The following is a 16,165-nucleotide window of genomic DNA, read 5'->3' as shown; positions in this document are numbered from 1 at the left end:
CCATATAATCTGAATCGGCTATTTTTAACAGGTACTATACCTGTTATTCCCAGTATTTTGACAGACTCAATGAAACCCCACTATATTTACTCTGTCAAAGGTTGCATTTACTTTGACCGCTCACCATAAAAAATTGTAATTTTTCCTGTTATCAACATAAAAAGGATGCCCTGGATTCCCACGACACCCTCTGCAGTCTGTTATTCTTCTACTAATATCGATAATTTTTCTCTGCTATAGCTTATTTCTATTGGAAGCTTAACAACGTTTCAGCGTCCGGCCAGTTTCCTTAATTGTTCGACTTTATCAAGCTTCTCCCACGGGAGGTCAAGGTCATTGCGGCCAAAATGCCCGTAGGCCGCGGTCTGTCTGTAGATTGGTCTGCGGAGATCCAGAGTGTTGATGATTGCAGCCGGACGAAGATCAAACGTTTCATTAATCAGCGTGATGATCTTATCATCACTGACCTTACCCGTCCCAAATGTTTCAACTGAAATGGAGACAGGACGCGCAACCCCAATCGCATAGGCGATCTGAATCTCACAGCGGTCAGCTAGGCCCGCTCCGACAACATTTTTGGCCACATAGCGCGCGGCATAAGCCCCGGACCGGTCAACCTTCGTAGGATCTTTTCCGGAAAACGCCCCGCCACCATGTCTAGCCATACCGCCATAGGTGTCAACGATAATTTTTCTGCCGGTAAGTCCTGCATCACCCTGAGGCCCGCCAATCACAAATCTGCCCGTCGGGTTGATATAATAACGGGTATTCTCATCCAACATTTCAGATGGAACCACTGGTCTTACGACATGTTCCAGAAGGTCATTTTTGATCTGCTCCTGGGAAACCTCAGGATGATGCTGGGTCGAAATTACAATCGTATCGATCCTTTTGGGTTTTCCGTCCTCGTATTCAACGGTAACCTGCGTTTTACCGTCAGGTCTTAAATAGTTCAGCACTTCCGCCTTACGGATTTCAGCTAGCCTGCGGGCCAGCTTATGCGCAAGATCAATCGGCACCGGCATGAATGTTTCGGTTTCGTTTGTCGCATAGCCAAACATCATCCCCTGGTCTCCTGCACCGATCTCACTGATATCTTCTTCGGATATTTTTGCCTCCAGTGCTTTGTTAACGCCTAAGGCAATATCACTGGACTGCTCTCCAATCGAGGTCAGCACCGCACATGTATCTGCGTCAAAGCCATACTTGGCTCTCGTATATCCAATCTGTCTGATGGTTTCCCTTACGACTCTTGGAATATCCACATAACAATGGGCGGTAATCTCGCCGCTTACCAGAACCAGCCCGGTTGTCACAGATGTTTCACAGGCAACTCTTGCTTCTCTGTCCTGACACAGGACGGCATCAAGAATTGCATCCGAAATTTGATCGCATATTTTGTCGGGATGTCCTTCGGTAACAGATTCTGAGGTAAATAATTTGTAACCCATCCAAAATCACTCCTTTGATCCAATACCTTTGTTCAAGGCAATCTCTTGCACCAACCTTCTGGCGACATCCAGCTTGCTCATTTTGGGCAGATCTATTTTTCTGCCATCGGGATAAAGAAAACTAACAATATTGGTATCTGTGCCAAAACCTGCGCCAGGTGCTGTGACATCATTGACTACAAGCATATCGGCCTTTTTGCGTTTCAACTTTTCCAGACCGTTTTCAATTACATTTTGGGTCTCGGCAGCAAAGCCAACCAAGTACTGGTGTTTCTTCCGAGCTCCCAAAGCTGACAGAATATCTGGATTCGGAACTAATTCTAAGATAACAGACTCTCCGTCTTTTTTGATCTTTTGCTCATTGCGGACTGCAGGTCGAAAATCAGCAACAGCAGCTGCTTTGACGACGATATCCTGTTCCGCATATCGTGTCATAACTTCCAGATACATCTCTTCCGCTGAAATAATCCGGACCGTTTCCACGCCGAACGGGGGCAGGATATCCGAGGGGCCGCTGACCAGGGTCACCTGTGCGCCTGCCTCAGCAAACGCCTCAGCAATTGCATAGCCCATGCGGCCTGAGCTGTAATTTCCAAGATATCTGACCGGATCAAGTTCCTCGCGGGTGCCGCCGGCCGTAACTAGCACTTTCCGGCCTTTCATGATTTCCCGGTTTAACATAAAATTCTGAAGGAAATCAATGATCTCCGCAGGCTCACTCATCCTGCCGTCGCCTTCTGTCCCGCAGGCTTGGTATCCTTTGGCTGGCCCGATCATATGAATACCCCGTTGCTGAAGAATCCCCAGATTCTGCTGCGTTGCAGGGTGATGATACATGGCATGATTCATCGCCGGAGCTACAAAGATTGGATTATTGACAGCCAGCAAGACGGTAGAAAGAAAATCATCAGCAAGACCGACAGCCATCTTCGCAATGATATTGGCTGTCGCCGGAGCGATTAAGGTGATGTCTGCCTTCTGGGCCAGAGAAATATGTTCAATGTTCCACATTTTAGGTTCCGTGAACATTTCCGTATAAACCGGCTGTCCTGATATGCTTCTAAATGTCAAAGGCGCAACGAGCTCTGTCGCTGATTTTGTCATCACGACAAAGACCTCTGCACCGCTTTTCACCAGTCTGCTGGCAATGTCGACCGCTTTGTAGGCAGCAATACTGCCTGTTACGCCCAGAAGCACACGTTTACCGCAAAGCATCTGACGTTACCTTATCAAAAAAGTCAGGATAGACTTTTCCGTCTGCAATCTCAAGCAAAGCCCTGCTAACAGGTTTTGTATCTTTAAATTCACTTGCATCCAAATTGTTCATGAGTACCCTGGCCCTTTTGGCAGCTGCCACCACTAGGGTATATTTACTGTCTGCCTGGGACATCAGAACATCCAAAGAAGGCTGCTTCATCGTTATTCCTCCTTCAAATTAGAGCGACTTTAAAATTATTACGGCTTTGAACTCACCCGGCATTTTTCTGCAATCATAATACTCTTAAGCTTTTCTACCGCAGTGCCAATTTCGTCGTTCTCAACAGCATAATCATAATCCTTCATATTTTTCATTTCCAGAACGGCTTGTGCTAGTCTGCGCTGCATGACCTCAGGTGTTTCCGTTCCTCTTCCATAAAGCCTTTCAGCGAGCTCTTCCAGGGAAGGCGGAACAATGAAAATAAACACACCATCCGGAAAAGCCTTTTTGACAATTTTTGCTCCCTGCATATCGATTTCCAGTAAGATGGTCTTGTTTCTCTTCAGGACACTTTCCACATGAAATCTTGGGGTTCCATACAGGTTTCCGCAAAACTCTGCCCATTCCAGAAACTCATTATTCTCAACCATTTTAAGAAATTGATCCCTGGAACGAAAATAGTATTCTTTTCCCTCTGTTTCTCCCGGTCTTGGTGCCCTGGTCGTTACAGAAATAGAATATTCCAGATCACCGCACTCGGCAAAAAGCCGCTTACACAGCGTTCCTTTTCCAACTCCTGCAGGACCTGAGACCACAATCAGCAGCCCTTTGTCTTCCATATTAATCAACCGGATCCTCACTACTGGATTCTTTGGCGGTCAGACGATGGGCAACCGTTTCAGGCTGAACAGCCGACAAAATTACGTGGTGGCTGTCACACATAATGACGGCACGCGTCCTTCGCCCATAGGTGGCATCGATGAGCATTCCTGTATCGCGCGCTTCCTGAATAATTCGCTTAATGGGTGCTGATTCCGGACTTACAATCGAGATAATTCTGTTAGCCGATACAATATTGCCAAATCCTATATTAATCAATTTGATATCCAATTCCTATACCTCCCATATTCAATACGCTGCATACCGCGTTATTGCTCTTTTTCATCGTGTTACTCAATATTCTGAACCTGTTCCCGGATTTTCTCCAGTTCACTTTTCCCTTGGACAACAATATGTGAAATTTCCAGATCATTCGCCTTAGATCCAATGGTATTAATCTCTCTATTCATTTCCTGAACCAGAAAATCAAGTTTCCGTCCAATCGGCTCATTGGTTGAAAAGGCTTTGGTAAATTGTTCAAAATGACTCCCGAGCCTGACCAGCTCTTCCTCAATAGAAGACCTGTCGGCAAAAATGGCAATTTCGGTAATCAGTCTAGCTTCATCCAGCGAAGTGTCCGCCAGAAGCGCCGCAAGCCTTTCCCTTAATTTTTCCTGATATTCCGCCACAACCTGCGGCGCTCTTACAGTTACTTGATCAACCATTCCGGAAAGGTCATCTAATTTTTTCAGCAAATCCTTGGCCAGTCTCTCCCCTTCAGTCCTACGCATTTGAATTAACTGGTTCAGCGCCTCCTGTAAAGCCATATTGAGATATGGCCACAAGGCTTCTGCATCCGTCTCTTCGTTTTCAACACTGAGTACTTCAGGGAACGAAACCAGACTAAAAAGATCGCTCTTATACGTGGTATTGAGCAAATTTGCCAATTCCTTCAGAGAATTATCATACGACAGCACTAAATCTTTGTCAACCTTAACTAATCTCTTTTTTTCTTCCGTTTCCTTGATATTCACGTAAATATCAACGCGGCCCCGCTGGACTTTTTCCTGCACGGCTTTACGAAAACGTTCCTCAATGATATTCAAGTTTCTTGGTAGTTTCACTAGGACTTCCAGGAAGCGATTGTTCACTGACTTCATTTCTACTGAAATCTGGACTCCGAGTCCCTGAGCTTCCCCTCTGCCAAAACCAGTCATACTATTTGCCAATTCCCTCAACTCCTTAACGACAATCATACCATTCTTTTACTCTGAAGGGCAAGAATACTATGCTTTGCTCCTTTTACATGCGTTTTAGAGTTATACAAGGTACCAGAAAAAAAATTGAGGAGACAAACAGCCCCTCAATTAAATCACGTTCTCAAACAATGGATTGTTTCATCCTGCTTAATAGCTCTATACTATTCTGGTCCTTATCCTTTCAATGGCCCTCTCCGTATTCTCCCTAGTATTGAAAGCCGTCAGCCGGAAGAATCCTTCCCCACTCGCACCGAAGCCGGCTCCGGGTGTTCCGATAACATTGGCTTCTTTCATCAGCTTGTCAAAGAATTCCCAGGACCCCATCTGTCCCGGTGTTTTTAGCCAGATATACGGTGCATTCACACCGCCGAAGACGGTATATCCCGCTTTTTCGAGACCAGCCCGGATAATTGCGGCATTATCCATATAATAATCAATGGTTTCTTTGACCTGTTGTTTCCCTGCCTCAGAAAATACGGCAGCAGTGGCAGCCTGGATCGGATAAGATACTCCATTGAATTTTGTGGTCTGCCTTCTAAGCCATAATTTATTCAGACTGTGCGCTTCTCCTTTGGAATCATAGACCATGACTTCCTTTGGAACGATGGTATATGCGCAGCGAGTCCCGGTAAAACCAGCCGTCTTGGAAAAACTCCTGAATTCCACGGCCACTTCGCGCGCACCTTCGATTTCAAAAATACTATGGGGAACACCGTCTTCCCGTATGAAAGCTTCGTACGCAGCATCAAATAAGATGATGGCCTTATGATCGCGTGCATAATCGACCCATTTCTTCAGTTCTTCAGCCGAAAGTGTCGTTCCAGTCGGATTATTCGGATAGCACAGGTAGATCATATCTGCTTTCGTGCTGGGAAGCGCCGGTTTCAGTCCATTTTCCTGATTACAGGGAAGATAAACGATTCCTTCAAACTGCCCTTTGTCGTTGTTATAAATACCGGTACGTCCAGCCATGACATTGCTGTCCACATAAACCGGATAAACCGGGTCTGTAACAGCCAGGATATTGCCCATGCCAAATATCTCCTGGAAATTGGCGGTGTCCGTCTTGGCCCCGTCACTGATAAACACTTCGTTAACTGCCAGGTCCACACCGCGGGGCTTGAAATCGTGCTCAATGATTTTTTCAATCAGGAACTCATATCCCTGTTCTGGGCCATATCCTCTAAAGGTTTTCTGCTGGCCCATTTCCTCGACAGCCTGATGCATTGCTTCGATGACGGCTGGCGGAAGCGGGCGGGTCACATCACCAATACCCATTTTTATTAAGTCACAGTCCGGGTTTTCCTGTCTGAATTGCTTTTCCCGGCGGGCTATTTCCGAAAAGAGATAGCTTCCAGGCAGTTTAAGATAATTTTCATTGACAAAAGCCATTCTATTCACTCTCCTGTAAATATGTAGTTATAATTCCCTGATGTAGTCTTTACTATAGTAGTCATTCAAGTATGATGATGTCTTATGATTCAAGCGTACTTCCGCGAAAAACACAGACTGCTGGACCCGTCATATGGACTTGCTGACCTTCCTGCCATTCAATCTTCAGGTCCCCCCCGGGCAAATGAACAATCACAGTTCTACCGGTTCTACCAGCCAGTACTGCTGCAACCACAGATGCGCAGGCTCCCGTTCCGCAGGCCAGCGTTGGGCCGACTCCGCGTTCCCACACCTTAACGGTTATTTCACCTGAATTGTCTACCTTGACAAACTCCACATTTGTTTTTCTCGGAAACAGCGGGTGTTTCTCGATCGCAGGACCCAGCGTTTCAAATGGAAGCAATTCCAAATCCTCGGTAAAAATAATACAATGCGGATTTCCCATCGATACCGCCGAAAAAATAACTTCTTGCCCGGCAACCTCAAGTTTTTGGTTAAGTGCAGTGTCCGTTCCGGCCAAAACAGGTATCTTAATGGGATCAAGACACGGCTCGCCCATGTTAACCGTAACATGGTGTACAGCTCCCCGGCAGATCTCCAGTTTGACATTCAGAACTCCAGCCAACGTTTCTATCTTAAGCGAATCTCTCTGAACGTAACCGGCTTCATAAACATATTTGGCAAAACAGCGTATGCCATTGCCGCACATCTCCGGTTCAGAACCGTCTGAATTAAATATCCTCATCCTTGCATCGGCTACATCGGAAGACAGAATCACAATAAGACCGTCACCGCCGACGCCGAATTGTCTGTGGCAAAGCTGGACAGCGGTTTCGGCATAATCCATACCCGTCGGAAAAAGAAAATGATCCAGGCAGATAAAATCGTTTCCCAGACCATGCATTTTCACAAAATCCATAAAGGGTTCTCCTCTCGCTGCCTTTTACAGAGTCTGTTCGAAAAATGACCAAATCGCAAAAACCCGTGGGCCGCGCCAGCCAAGTTTCTTTAAGAATACTATGAGAACAGCAAAGGGTCAATATTTTTGTCTGAAGTATACATAATGTATGTTTTCATTATGGTAGATTAATTCGTAGGTCCCGTAAGCTGCAATAATACGCAGCTATGTTCGGGTCAGTCTCCATAATGGATGGCCGCTTTCGGTCATTGTGTCATCCCTGACACAAAATCCCGCACTGCGCAATCCATGCTCCGCTTAGCGCTGTCCATCCATTACGGAGACATATTTTAGAGTTAGTGAACGCTTTTCTTAAAGCTAAAATTTGGGCTGGATTTAGCTGGCTGATACCTGTTCCGAATAAGTCGTGTCAGGCCAATGATTAAGCTGGGTCCGCCGGCAGCCACCAGAATGACAAGCCATTGCCAGCCGACCAGCGCTGTGGTCTTGAAAATTACCTGCAAAGCCGGAAGATAGATTACCGATAGCTGCATGGTAACAGAGATTGCTACTGCCACGACCAGCAATGGATTGGAAAATATACCAACCTCAAAGATTCCGCGGCGTTCCGACTTGCAATCAAAGACATGAAAAAGCTGAGAAAAAACAAGCGTGGTAAACGCCATGGTCCGTGCCGCTAAAAGACCGACGCCGTACCATAAACCGATGACAAATACAAAGAGTGTCGCTAAACCAATAATCGTTCCCCTGATTAGAATCTTTTGCCCTAATCCCCGCGCAAATACACTTTCCTCCGGCTGACGCGGAACCCTCTTCATGATATCCGGCTCTGTTCCGTCCACCCCCAAAGCCATCGCCGGCAAACCGTCCGTAACCAGATTGACCCACAGAATCTGTATCGGCAGCAAAGGCAGCGGTAGCCCTGTAAGTGTTCCCAGAAACATGGTCAGCACTTCTCCGAGATTGCAGGAAAGAAGATACCGGATAAACTTTCGGATATTGTCATAAATTCCTCTTCCTTCTTCGACCGCTGCGACAATCGCCGCAAAATTGTCATCAGAGATTACCATGGCCGACGCCTCTTTGGTGACATCGGTTCCGGTCTGCCCCATGGCGACTCCAATATCCGCTTCTTTCACAGCGGGGGCATCATTGACGCCGTCTCCGGTCATCGCCACAATTTGGCCGTTCTTTTTTAAAGCCCTGACGATTCTAAGTTTATCCCTTGGTGCGACCCGGGCAAACACCGAAATATTCATGACCATGTGGCTTAGATCTTCATCTGTCATTTGATCAAGTTCTATTCCGGTAACGACCCGTTCATTAAATCCGCGAATGATTCCGAGTTCTTTCGCGACAGCCTGCGCCGTCAGCTTATGGTCCCCGGTAATCATGACTGGCTTTATCCCGGCAGCCTGGCATACTTTTATCGCTTTCACCGCACTCGTACGTGGTGGATCAATCATCCCGGTCAAACCCAGGAATATTAGATCATTTTCCACATCACCGTTTGGTTCGCCGCGCCGGACATCTTTCAGCCCAAGCGCCAGAACCCTGAGTGCATGCGATGCCATCTCGTCATTGTAAAACAGAATTTGCTTTCTTCTTTCGGAGGTCAGTTCCACCACGCCATCCTTCGTCATCTCCCGCGAGCATAGTCCCAGAACAACATCCGGCGCTCCTTTGACGTAGGCTTTATATTCCTCCTTATTCTTATAAATAACCGTCATCCTTTTCCGTTCCGATTCAAAAGGGATTTCCGCAACCCTTTGTTCCTTCCGTTCCAAAGCCTCCCGCCAGACTCCCGCTTTGGCGGCTGCAACCAGAAGGGCGCCTTCCGTCGGATCACCTTCGATTCCCCAGATGCTGTCCTGACCTTTGCCTCTGAAAAGTCCTGCCACCTGAATTCCTTTCTTGGTTAATACAGCATTATTGCACAGGGCTGCACACCTTAGCAGTTCTTTCAGAGGGCCTTTATCCTTATACGGGTCAGCGCCATGATAATCGCCTTTGGGGTCATACCCCTGACCCGTCAGCGTAATGACTTGGTTATCACAAAAAATCCGCCGAACCGTCATTTCATTTTGGGTCAGCGTTCCGGTCTTATCTGAGCAGATTACAGTCGCGCAGCCCAGGGTTTCCACAGCCGGAAGCTTTCGGATCACTGCATTGCGTTTGACCATCCGCTGCACACCGATTGCCAGCGCAACCGTAACAATTGCCGGGAGACCTTCAGGAATCGCGGCGACTGCCAGAGATACTCCGGCAAAAAACATTTTTTCGAAGCTTTCTCCTTGTAAAACTCCTGTCACCACGACAACAACACAGACGGCAAGACTGATCGTGACCAGCCATTTCCCAAGCTGAGCCAGCCTTTTTTGCAGAGGCGTCTCTTCCTCCTTCACCTCCTGAATCATTCCGGCAATCATACCCATCTCGGTATTCATGCCTGTGGCTATAACGATCCCAAGTCCCCTCCCGTTCACAACCACGGTTCCCATATATCCCATGTTTTTCCGGTCGGCAACCGAACTGTATTCGTCAGTCAAAGGCTGGTTCATTTTAGCGACCGGTTGGGATTCTCCGGTCAGCGCTGATTCTTCCACACGGATGTTTGAAGTGTTCAGCCATCGGATATCGGCAGGTATCCGGTCACCTGCTTCCAGCATGAGAATGTCCCCCGGAGCCAAGCCGGATGCATGTACCTTTTCCGTCCTACTATTACGCAGAACCATCGCCTCCGGTGCCGTCAGGGAACGCAGCGATTCCATGGACCTTTCCGCCTTGTATTCCTGAATAAAGCCGAGTACTGCATTCAGAAAAACAATAGCCAGAATGGTTACTGCGTCCGCAATTTCCCCCAGCAGACCTGAAATGAGCGTAGCAACCATCAGCACCAGAACCATGAAATCCTTAAACTGACCCAAAAATAAGAAAACCGGGTTAACCCCTTTTTTTACAACCAGAGAATTCGGACCAAATTCCGCCAGCCGCCGGCTGACTTCCCTATCACTAAGACCCTTTTCAGGATCTACTCTAAATCCTTTGCATATTTCTCCGCCGGTTAATATATGCCATACTTGCCGCTGCATTTCCTGCTCCTCCTTTTCATTTCCATTAGTACATGCTATTCGGCCTGTCCAGAAAAAATTCCCGGATTTGTGTTATACTGATATTGAATTTTTCTGCCTCTTCATTGTTCATTCTAGGATAAGGATCCATAATATATAGCCGCTTTCGACGTCTATGGGTTGACTAGCCCTGCCGAGAAAACATTTAAGTTTGAAGGAGTTAACGATATGGCCCTTGACAGTATTACACTCTATCATCTATTGAAAGAGCTTGAGCCGGTTCTGGTTGGAACGCGTATTGATAAAATTCAGCAGCCTGAAAAAGAGGAGGTCCATCTTTTACTGCGGAGTCCCGGAAAAAATTTGCGTCTGCTGTTAAATGCCGGCAGCACTTCCGCCAGACTGCATCTGACTGAGCAAAATAAAAAAAATCCTGTCTCACCTCCGATGTTCTGCATGATTCTACGCAAACATCTCGAAGGCGGCAAGATTATCGGGATCAGCCAGTCCGGACTGGAACGCATCATTACCCTGACCGTACAGAATTACAATGAAAGAGGCGATCTTCAAGATTATCAGCTTATCCTGGAAGTCATGGGCAAGCACAGCAATTTGATTTTAGTCGATCCTCAGACCAACATTGTTCTGGACGGAATCAGACGGTATTCCCATCTCCTGAGCAGACACCGGGAAGTGCTTCCCGGAAGATTGTATATCTCACCGCCTTCCCAGCATAAAGCCGAAGCTGTCAGCGATGAACAAAAATGGATGTCAGTCATCCTTGGGTACCCGCTTGACCGGAAAGTCTGTGATGTCCTGGTGAATCTGTTTGACGGTATCAGCCCTGAACTGGCCAAAGAGCTTGTTCTGAGGGCTTGTCTTGAGCTAGATGTGCTTCTTGACAACTGCGGACAAATTGACCTGAGCCGTCTTTTCCAAGCTTATTCCTTTTTCCTGCTGGCCAAACAGGATACAGCCGTTGATCCGTGCGTATATTATCAGTCCGGACGGGACAAGAACATGCCGGCTGCTTTTACCTTTATTCCGTATGTGCAGTACGAAGGTCTCAAACTTCAGAAAACGTCGTTCCTAAATGACGCGGTAGATTTGTATTACACCCAAAGAATGACCAGTCAGAAGAATGAGGCCAAAAAAGGCTCGCTCCGTAAGATTGTCCAGGATCATTTTGCGCACGTCAGCAAGAAAGACGGCATCTATCGCGAGACAATCTCCAAGGCTCAAAAAGGGCTGAAAGCTCAAAAACTAGGAGAACTTTTGACGGCCAATCTCTATCAGCTTTCACCGGGTATGGAGGAAGTTACCGTAGAAGACTATACCGATCCCGATTACAAACCTGTTACCATTGGGCTTGACCCAAACCTGACCGGCATTGATAATGCGCAGCGCTACTACAAGACCTACAATAAGGCCAAAGCAACAATCAGGAAAACTGAACCATTGCAAGAAACTGCCCAGGAAGAAATGAATTATCTTCAGACGCTCACTTTAAGCATTGATCAAGCTGAAAACGATATCGAACTTAATGAAATCTATCAGGAACTGATTGATCAAGGGTATATCTCCAAAAAACAGGATAAGCATGTGACGAAAAAGAAACCGTCTGCTGGAAAAGAACAGAATTCTTTCTCTCAGCCACATGTCTATCTGTCTAAGAGCGGCAAAACCATTTTGGTCGGACGCAACAATAAGCAAAATGACCGGATGACCTGGCGGGAAGCGAAGCCGGGCGATCTATGGCTCCACGTCAAGAATATTCCGGGTTCCCATGTCATTGTTCCTCTGTCTGAAGAGGAGGAGTTCCCGGACGATAATACCTTGCTCGATGCTGCGGCACTGGCCATTTATTTCAGCCAGGCCAGGGGGTCTTCCCATGTCCCTGTCGACTATACTCACGTCCGGCAAATCAAAAAACCCCGGGGGGCCAAACCCGGGATGGTTGTTTATGAGCAAAACTGGTCTCTTCTATTGACACCGGAGCAGGATGCTATCGAGCGGCTCCTAGCTACCGAACAACAGATAACTCGATAATCAGCGTTCAATAGCTAGAGAAAACTTCGCAAATACCATAAAATAGACTCCGTAATACATAGCCAGCGTCTGCGAAGTACGATGCAGAGCGCGGCTTTTTGACGGCCACGGATGGCCTAATGTCGCGATGCCAAGGATGGCAAGGAGCGACGTGCCAAGGAGAGCACAAGAAGCCGAAAGCGACTATGTATTACGGAGTCCTACCTAAATATCAAATTCTTTACTTGTTTAGGTTTATTTTATTCCCCGGCTCCCAGGTTTCTCCCACGGGATACCCTGCTTGCAAAGCGGGCAATCATCCGGCTCATAAGCTTCAATATTCATCTGGATCAAGCTGTGCAGCAAAAGTCCGTCAAAATCAGCTTTGCCACCACTACGGTCCACAAGCACGCCTACACCGACCGGAACTGCACCGGCTTCCTTGACGATATTGATGACTTCTTTAACCGATCCGCCGGTCGTGATAACATCTTCGACCACGAGGACTTTTTCGCCAGGTTCAAGCTTGAATCCTCTCCTGAGCGCCATTTCCCCATTCTGCCTTTCGGTAAAGATCGCTTTTACCCCTAAGTTCCGGCCAACCTCATGGGCGACGACAATCCCGCCCATCGCAGGACCAATAACGGTTTCGATCTCCATTCCTCCAAACTTTCCGGCCAGATCCTTTCCGAGTACTGCAGCTTTCCTCGGATACTGAAGTACCTGAGCGCACTGCATGTAACGCGCGCTGTGTTTCCCTGAAGTAAGAAGAAAATGACCTTGAAGCAGCGCTCCGGTCTCCTTGAAAATATCGAGAATGTCATTTTCATTTAATCTTTCAGTCGTTGAATGATCAGACACGTTTATTCCACCTTCCAAAATGTGATTTCTGAATTTATCCGTGAAATACCAGTACAATGAATTTTACATGTATTATGGCACTTAAAATATTCTACCACATTGATTCAGAAAAAAGGAACTATTTTGGTGTGGAATCTATCTCAAATTTTGTTCTGTTCATTTGCGAAAGGAGCATTTCCGTACTGCCTACCAAGCTGCTCTTGAAGAATAGGATATCTTCGATGGCTACAAACAATGTTTTCATACTTAAAACGTTTGCCGCATTATTTACAAAAATAGTTATTATATTTATTATTTTTTGTTATATAATAGATTACAGAAATATTTCTTACTTTATTTTACATTTCTTTTATTTACTAGTAATCACTATTTGATAATATCTAAAAACTAAAATAATCTATTATTTATGATTAGAAAATAATAGATCATTTACCAAGGTGGTTTAAATGCTATTTCAGGATTTTGATGTCTATTTCAAAAGTGAGCAGGATAAAGAAGAAAAACTTCTATATGCCTTCATGAGCCTTGAAAAAATACCCGATAGCGTGTTCTGGGCCGATGACGAAGGAAACCTCTCTTTCGTCAATGAAGCCGCCTGCCGGACATTGGGCTACACCAGAGAAGAGCTGCTCACCTTCAATATTAGGGACTTTGCCCCTATTGTTGCGGGCGGAATTGACCAAAACATTATTGAATATGTTGATTACGGAGGACTTTCTCTTTTCCGGACATTTCACAAACATAAGGACGGTCATCTCATCCCGGTCGAAGTACTAAGCACAGTCAGACAATTGGTCGGTAATAAATATCTCGCTACATCCATTGTCCGCGACATCACGGACCGGGTCCAGGTAGAGGAAGAATTAAAAGAGACGTACAACCGTCTTGAGGTCTTATATAATATTTATCAGGCGACGACAAGTGAAAAGAACATTAACAGACTCATCCGACAAGCTGCCGGTATTATGAAAAGCACGTTTGAATTTGATGCTTTTGTGTTTTACTTTTATGATGACTACCTGCAAAGCTCGGCGTTATATTATACGCTTGGACTGCCCAAAGAGATTATCCGCAAAATAGAAATTCTGCCGCAGTATGTCGGTTTTATCGGTCAAAGTCTTACATCAGACTTTGTGGCATACGCCAAGTATACGGAAAAAACTAAAATTGATGAAAGCATTAAACAGTTATTTTTTGATTATGGCTTTACTGATGAAATGGCTTTTCCGATCATATTTGAACAAAAAACGATCGGCGGCATTGGATTGATTAATAAGCATAATAAGCCTTTCAAAGCCAAAGATAAGGAATTGCTGCAGGCTGTTTGCGGGCAGCTCAGCACGGTTATCCAAAATCTCAAGCTGATCCACTCTCTGAGCAAAGAACTGAAAGAGCACAAACGCACAGCTGAAGCTTTAAAAAAAGTGAATGCTGAATTGGAGAAATCAGCATTCACCGACCAGCTCACAAATATTTGGAACCGAAGATGCTTTCTGAAGAATTCGGTAATTGAAATTGAACGTTCCAGACGTAACAAGTATCCGCTTTCCCTGCTGCTTCTGGATATTGACCACTTCAAATTGATCAACGACAATTACGGACATCAGGCTGGGGATCAGGCCTTAATTGAGTTTGTGAACCTTCTGCGGGATAATATCCGAAGCTTTGACTCTTTAGCACGTTGGGGAGGGGAGGAATTCCTGATCCTGGCGCCTCACCTTCGGGCCGGAAACGCCGTGCAGTACGCCGACAGGCTCAGGGAGCTGATTGCGGAACACCTGTTCCAGGAAGTCGGAGAAATCACGACAAGCATCGGGGTCGCCGAACTAGCCAATACCGATAACATAGATTCCTGGATCAAGAAGGTGGATAACGCTCTCTACCGAGCCAAGGAACAAGGACGCAACAGGGTAGAGTTCAATGGCGTTATCATCCTCTGAAATTAGCCCACAAGCTTCCCTGGACATCGTCTACCAGAGATCCTGCTTCAAACCGGTTCCTACCGTTGGCTTTCGCTTTATACAGCTGGAGGTCAGCTTTTTTGATCAGTTCCTCGGCCGATTCTTCTTTAAGCTCACTGATTCCTCCACTTACGGTTATATGTATGCCTTCCCGAAAATCAGCTAGCGCTATCTTATATCTCAGCCGTTCCGCCAGGAATAAAACCTCATCCGAGGCAGTATCAGGTAGGATAATGACGAATTCGTCCCCGCCATATCTGCCGATAATATCGGTACTCCGGCATGCCTGATTCAATATCCCGGCAACACGGATGATGACATCGTCTCCGCATTGATGACCGAACCGGTCGTTGATGTCTTTAAAATCATCGATATCCATCATAATGATAGACAGTGGATAATCAATCCGTTTGGCACGTTCAATCTCTTCCTTGAGTTTCAGAAAGAGATTTTCATGGTTATATAGGGATGTCATCGAATCGCGGACGGACAGGTCGGCCAATATTGTGTTCTTGGCTTCAACTTCTTTCTTATAAATCAAGGAAAATAATCTGATTCTGAATACCATCCTGGAAAAAATCCAGGCACACAAGTTCATAATGAAAGCATTGATACGCAAAATCTCAACAATATAATCATTCGGCTGATAGTAGGGAATGACCAGAAAAAAGAAAAGATAGACGAAAGAATACAAGACCAAACTTGTCAAAGGAGGTAAATAGATAAAAGCTGCTATACCAAATACTGCAATAATATATGGATTGATTGATACAAGCTCATTTTGAGGCAAAATACTAAGCGCGCAGCCAAAAACCAGTAAAATGATTAAATACCCGACTTCTGTGCAATAGATGATTTCCTTTCTGTAAACGTCGTATTTCCGGTATATTTGAATAAGAAGCGGAAGCATCAGCAAACTAATCGAAACAAAAATTAATATGCTAATTTTAACGTCTGCGACCGCACGCGGAAAAAAGATCAGCAGTGAACTTTCACAAATGCTAAAGAATCCCGCAATAACAATTAGCTTTAAGAAATTTTCTTTCCAAAGCTGACGCGAAAATTCATCCTTATTTTCTTTTGGAACAATCGTAAAGTATTTACGTAAACGCTCAAACCTCATGAATTGCCTAACCTCATGATTTTTTTCATGCCGTCAAGTTCATGCTGTCATTTTTATACTGCAAAATATAGGTTCAAACAATA

General features: G+C 45.7%; 13 protein-coding genes. 2 read left to right on the top strand and 11 right to left on the bottom strand.

The window, feature by feature from the left end:
• Positions 1-269 precede the first annotated feature (269 nt).
• The 9 genes from metK to OKX56_RS12505 all read right to left on the bottom strand — a co-directional run bounded on the left by metK (position 270) and on the right by OKX56_RS12505 (position 10,130).
• Positions 270-1,451, bottom strand: a complete 1,182-nt coding sequence (gene metK, locus OKX56_RS12545; RefSeq protein ID WP_287896663.1) for a methionine adenosyltransferase — start codon at positions 1,449-1,451, stop codon at positions 270-272.
• A gap of 6 nt (positions 1,452-1,457) precedes the next feature.
• Entirely contained in the window at positions 1,458-2,666 is a 1,209-nt protein-coding gene (gene coaBC, locus OKX56_RS12540) for a bifunctional phosphopantothenoylcysteine decarboxylase/phosphopantothenate--cysteine ligase CoaBC (protein WP_019226777.1), read from the bottom strand.
• Positions 2,653-2,868, bottom strand: coding sequence for a DNA-directed RNA polymerase subunit omega (rpoZ, locus tag OKX56_RS12535; protein ID WP_015043499.1), 216 nt, complete (start codon positions 2,866-2,868; stop codon positions 2,653-2,655). The genes coaBC and rpoZ overlap by 14 nt, the downstream gene beginning before the upstream one ends.
• A gap of 38 nt (positions 2,869-2,906) precedes the next feature.
• The gene (gene gmk, locus OKX56_RS12530) at positions 2,907-3,488 is read right to left on the bottom strand and encodes a guanylate kinase (RefSeq protein WP_025206021.1); all 582 of its coding nucleotides are present in this window, start codon (positions 3,486-3,488) and stop codon (positions 2,907-2,909) included.
• A gap of 1 nt (position 3,489) precedes the next feature.
• Positions 3,490-3,759, bottom strand: coding sequence for an extracellular matrix/biofilm regulator RemA (remA, locus tag OKX56_RS12525; RefSeq protein WP_019226779.1), 270 nt, complete (start codon positions 3,757-3,759; stop codon positions 3,490-3,492).
• A gap of 59 nt (positions 3,760-3,818) precedes the next feature.
• A complete protein-coding gene (locus OKX56_RS12520; RefSeq protein ID WP_019226780.1) occupies positions 3,819-4,697 on the bottom strand; it encodes a YicC/YloC family endoribonuclease in 879 nt (292 codons plus the stop codon).
• A gap of 186 nt (positions 4,698-4,883) precedes the next feature.
• On the bottom strand, positions 4,884-6,119 hold the full coding sequence (locus OKX56_RS12515; RefSeq protein WP_019226781.1) for an LL-diaminopimelate aminotransferase: 1,236 nt from the start codon (positions 6,117-6,119) through the stop codon (positions 4,884-4,886).
• Positions 6,120-6,201: 82 nt separating this feature from the next.
• Positions 6,202-7,038 (bottom strand): diaminopimelate epimerase, encoded by an 837-nt coding sequence (dapF, locus tag OKX56_RS12510; RefSeq protein WP_019226782.1) that lies wholly within the window; start codon positions 7,036-7,038, stop codon positions 6,202-6,204.
• Between the two features lie 335 nt (positions 7,039-7,373).
• Positions 7,374-10,130, bottom strand: coding sequence for a calcium-transporting P-type ATPase, PMR1-type (locus OKX56_RS12505; RefSeq protein WP_019226783.1), 2,757 nt, complete (start codon positions 10,128-10,130; stop codon positions 7,374-7,376).
• 207 nt (positions 10,131-10,337) lie between these two features.
• On the opposite strand from OKX56_RS12505, the gene OKX56_RS12500 reads away from it, so the two are divergent.
• Positions 10,338-12,158 (top strand): Rqc2 family fibronectin-binding protein, encoded by a 1,821-nt coding sequence (locus OKX56_RS12500; protein WP_025206022.1) that lies wholly within the window; start codon positions 10,338-10,340, stop codon positions 12,156-12,158.
• A 234-nt stretch (positions 12,159-12,392) separates the two neighbouring features.
• Here OKX56_RS12500 and pyrE read toward each other — a convergent pair whose 3' ends face one another.
• Positions 12,393-12,998, bottom strand: coding sequence for an orotate phosphoribosyltransferase (pyrE, locus tag OKX56_RS12495; RefSeq protein WP_167539428.1), 606 nt, complete (start codon positions 12,996-12,998; stop codon positions 12,393-12,395).
• 446 nt (positions 12,999-13,444) lie between these two features.
• Between pyrE and OKX56_RS12490 the strand changes: the two genes are divergently transcribed.
• Positions 13,445-14,938, top strand: coding sequence for a sensor domain-containing diguanylate cyclase (locus OKX56_RS12490; RefSeq protein ID WP_019226786.1), 1,494 nt, complete (start codon positions 13,445-13,447; stop codon positions 14,936-14,938).
• On the opposite strand, the gene OKX56_RS12485 is transcribed toward OKX56_RS12490, so the two are convergent.
• Complete coding sequence (locus tag OKX56_RS12485) at positions 14,928-16,082, bottom strand: GGDEF domain-containing protein (RefSeq protein WP_019226787.1); 1,155 nt, start codon at positions 16,080-16,082, stop codon at positions 14,928-14,930. The two genes, OKX56_RS12490 and OKX56_RS12485, sit on opposite strands and share 11 nt — an antisense overlap.
• Positions 16,083-16,165 lie beyond the last annotated feature (83 nt).

The organism is Dehalobacter sp. (assembly GCF_030063005.1).
GTDB lineage: Bacteria > Bacillota > Desulfitobacteriia > Desulfitobacteriales > Syntrophobotulaceae > Dehalobacter > Dehalobacter restrictus.
This window is presented reverse-complemented; position numbering and strand designations above follow the sequence as displayed.

Excerpts from the sequence above, each read along its gene's own strand:
- metK (WP_287896663.1), bottom strand. The coding sequence starts at position 1,451 with ATGGGTTACAAATTATTTACCTCAGAATCTGTTACCGAAGGACATCCC.
- coaBC (WP_019226777.1), bottom strand. The coding sequence starts at position 2,666 with ATGCTTTGCGGTAAACGTGTGCTTCTGGGCGTAACAGGCAGTATTGCT.
- rpoZ (WP_015043499.1), bottom strand. The coding sequence starts at position 2,868 with ATGAAGCAGCCTTCTTTGGATGTTCTGATGTCCCAGGCAGACAGTAAA.
- gmk (WP_025206021.1), bottom strand. The coding sequence starts at position 3,488 with ATGGAAGACAAAGGGCTGCTGATTGTGGTCTCAGGTCCTGCAGGAGTT.
- OKX56_RS12515 (WP_019226781.1), bottom strand. The coding sequence starts at position 6,119 with ATGGCTTTTGTCAATGAAAATTATCTTAAACTGCCTGGAAGCTATCTC.
- dapF (WP_019226782.1), bottom strand. The coding sequence starts at position 7,038 with ATGGATTTTGTGAAAATGCATGGTCTGGGAAACGATTTTATCTGCCTG.
- OKX56_RS12505 (WP_019226783.1), bottom strand. The coding sequence starts at position 10,130 with ATGCAGCGGCAAGTATGGCATATATTAACCGGCGGAGAAATATGCAAA.
- OKX56_RS12500 (WP_025206022.1), top strand. The coding sequence starts at position 10,338 with ATGGCCCTTGACAGTATTACACTCTATCATCTATTGAAAGAGCTTGAG.
- OKX56_RS12490 (WP_019226786.1), top strand. The coding sequence starts at position 13,445 with ATGCTATTTCAGGATTTTGATGTCTATTTCAAAAGTGAGCAGGATAAA.
- OKX56_RS12485 (WP_019226787.1), bottom strand. The coding sequence starts at position 16,082 with ATGAGGTTTGAGCGTTTACGTAAATACTTTACGATTGTTCCAAAAGAA.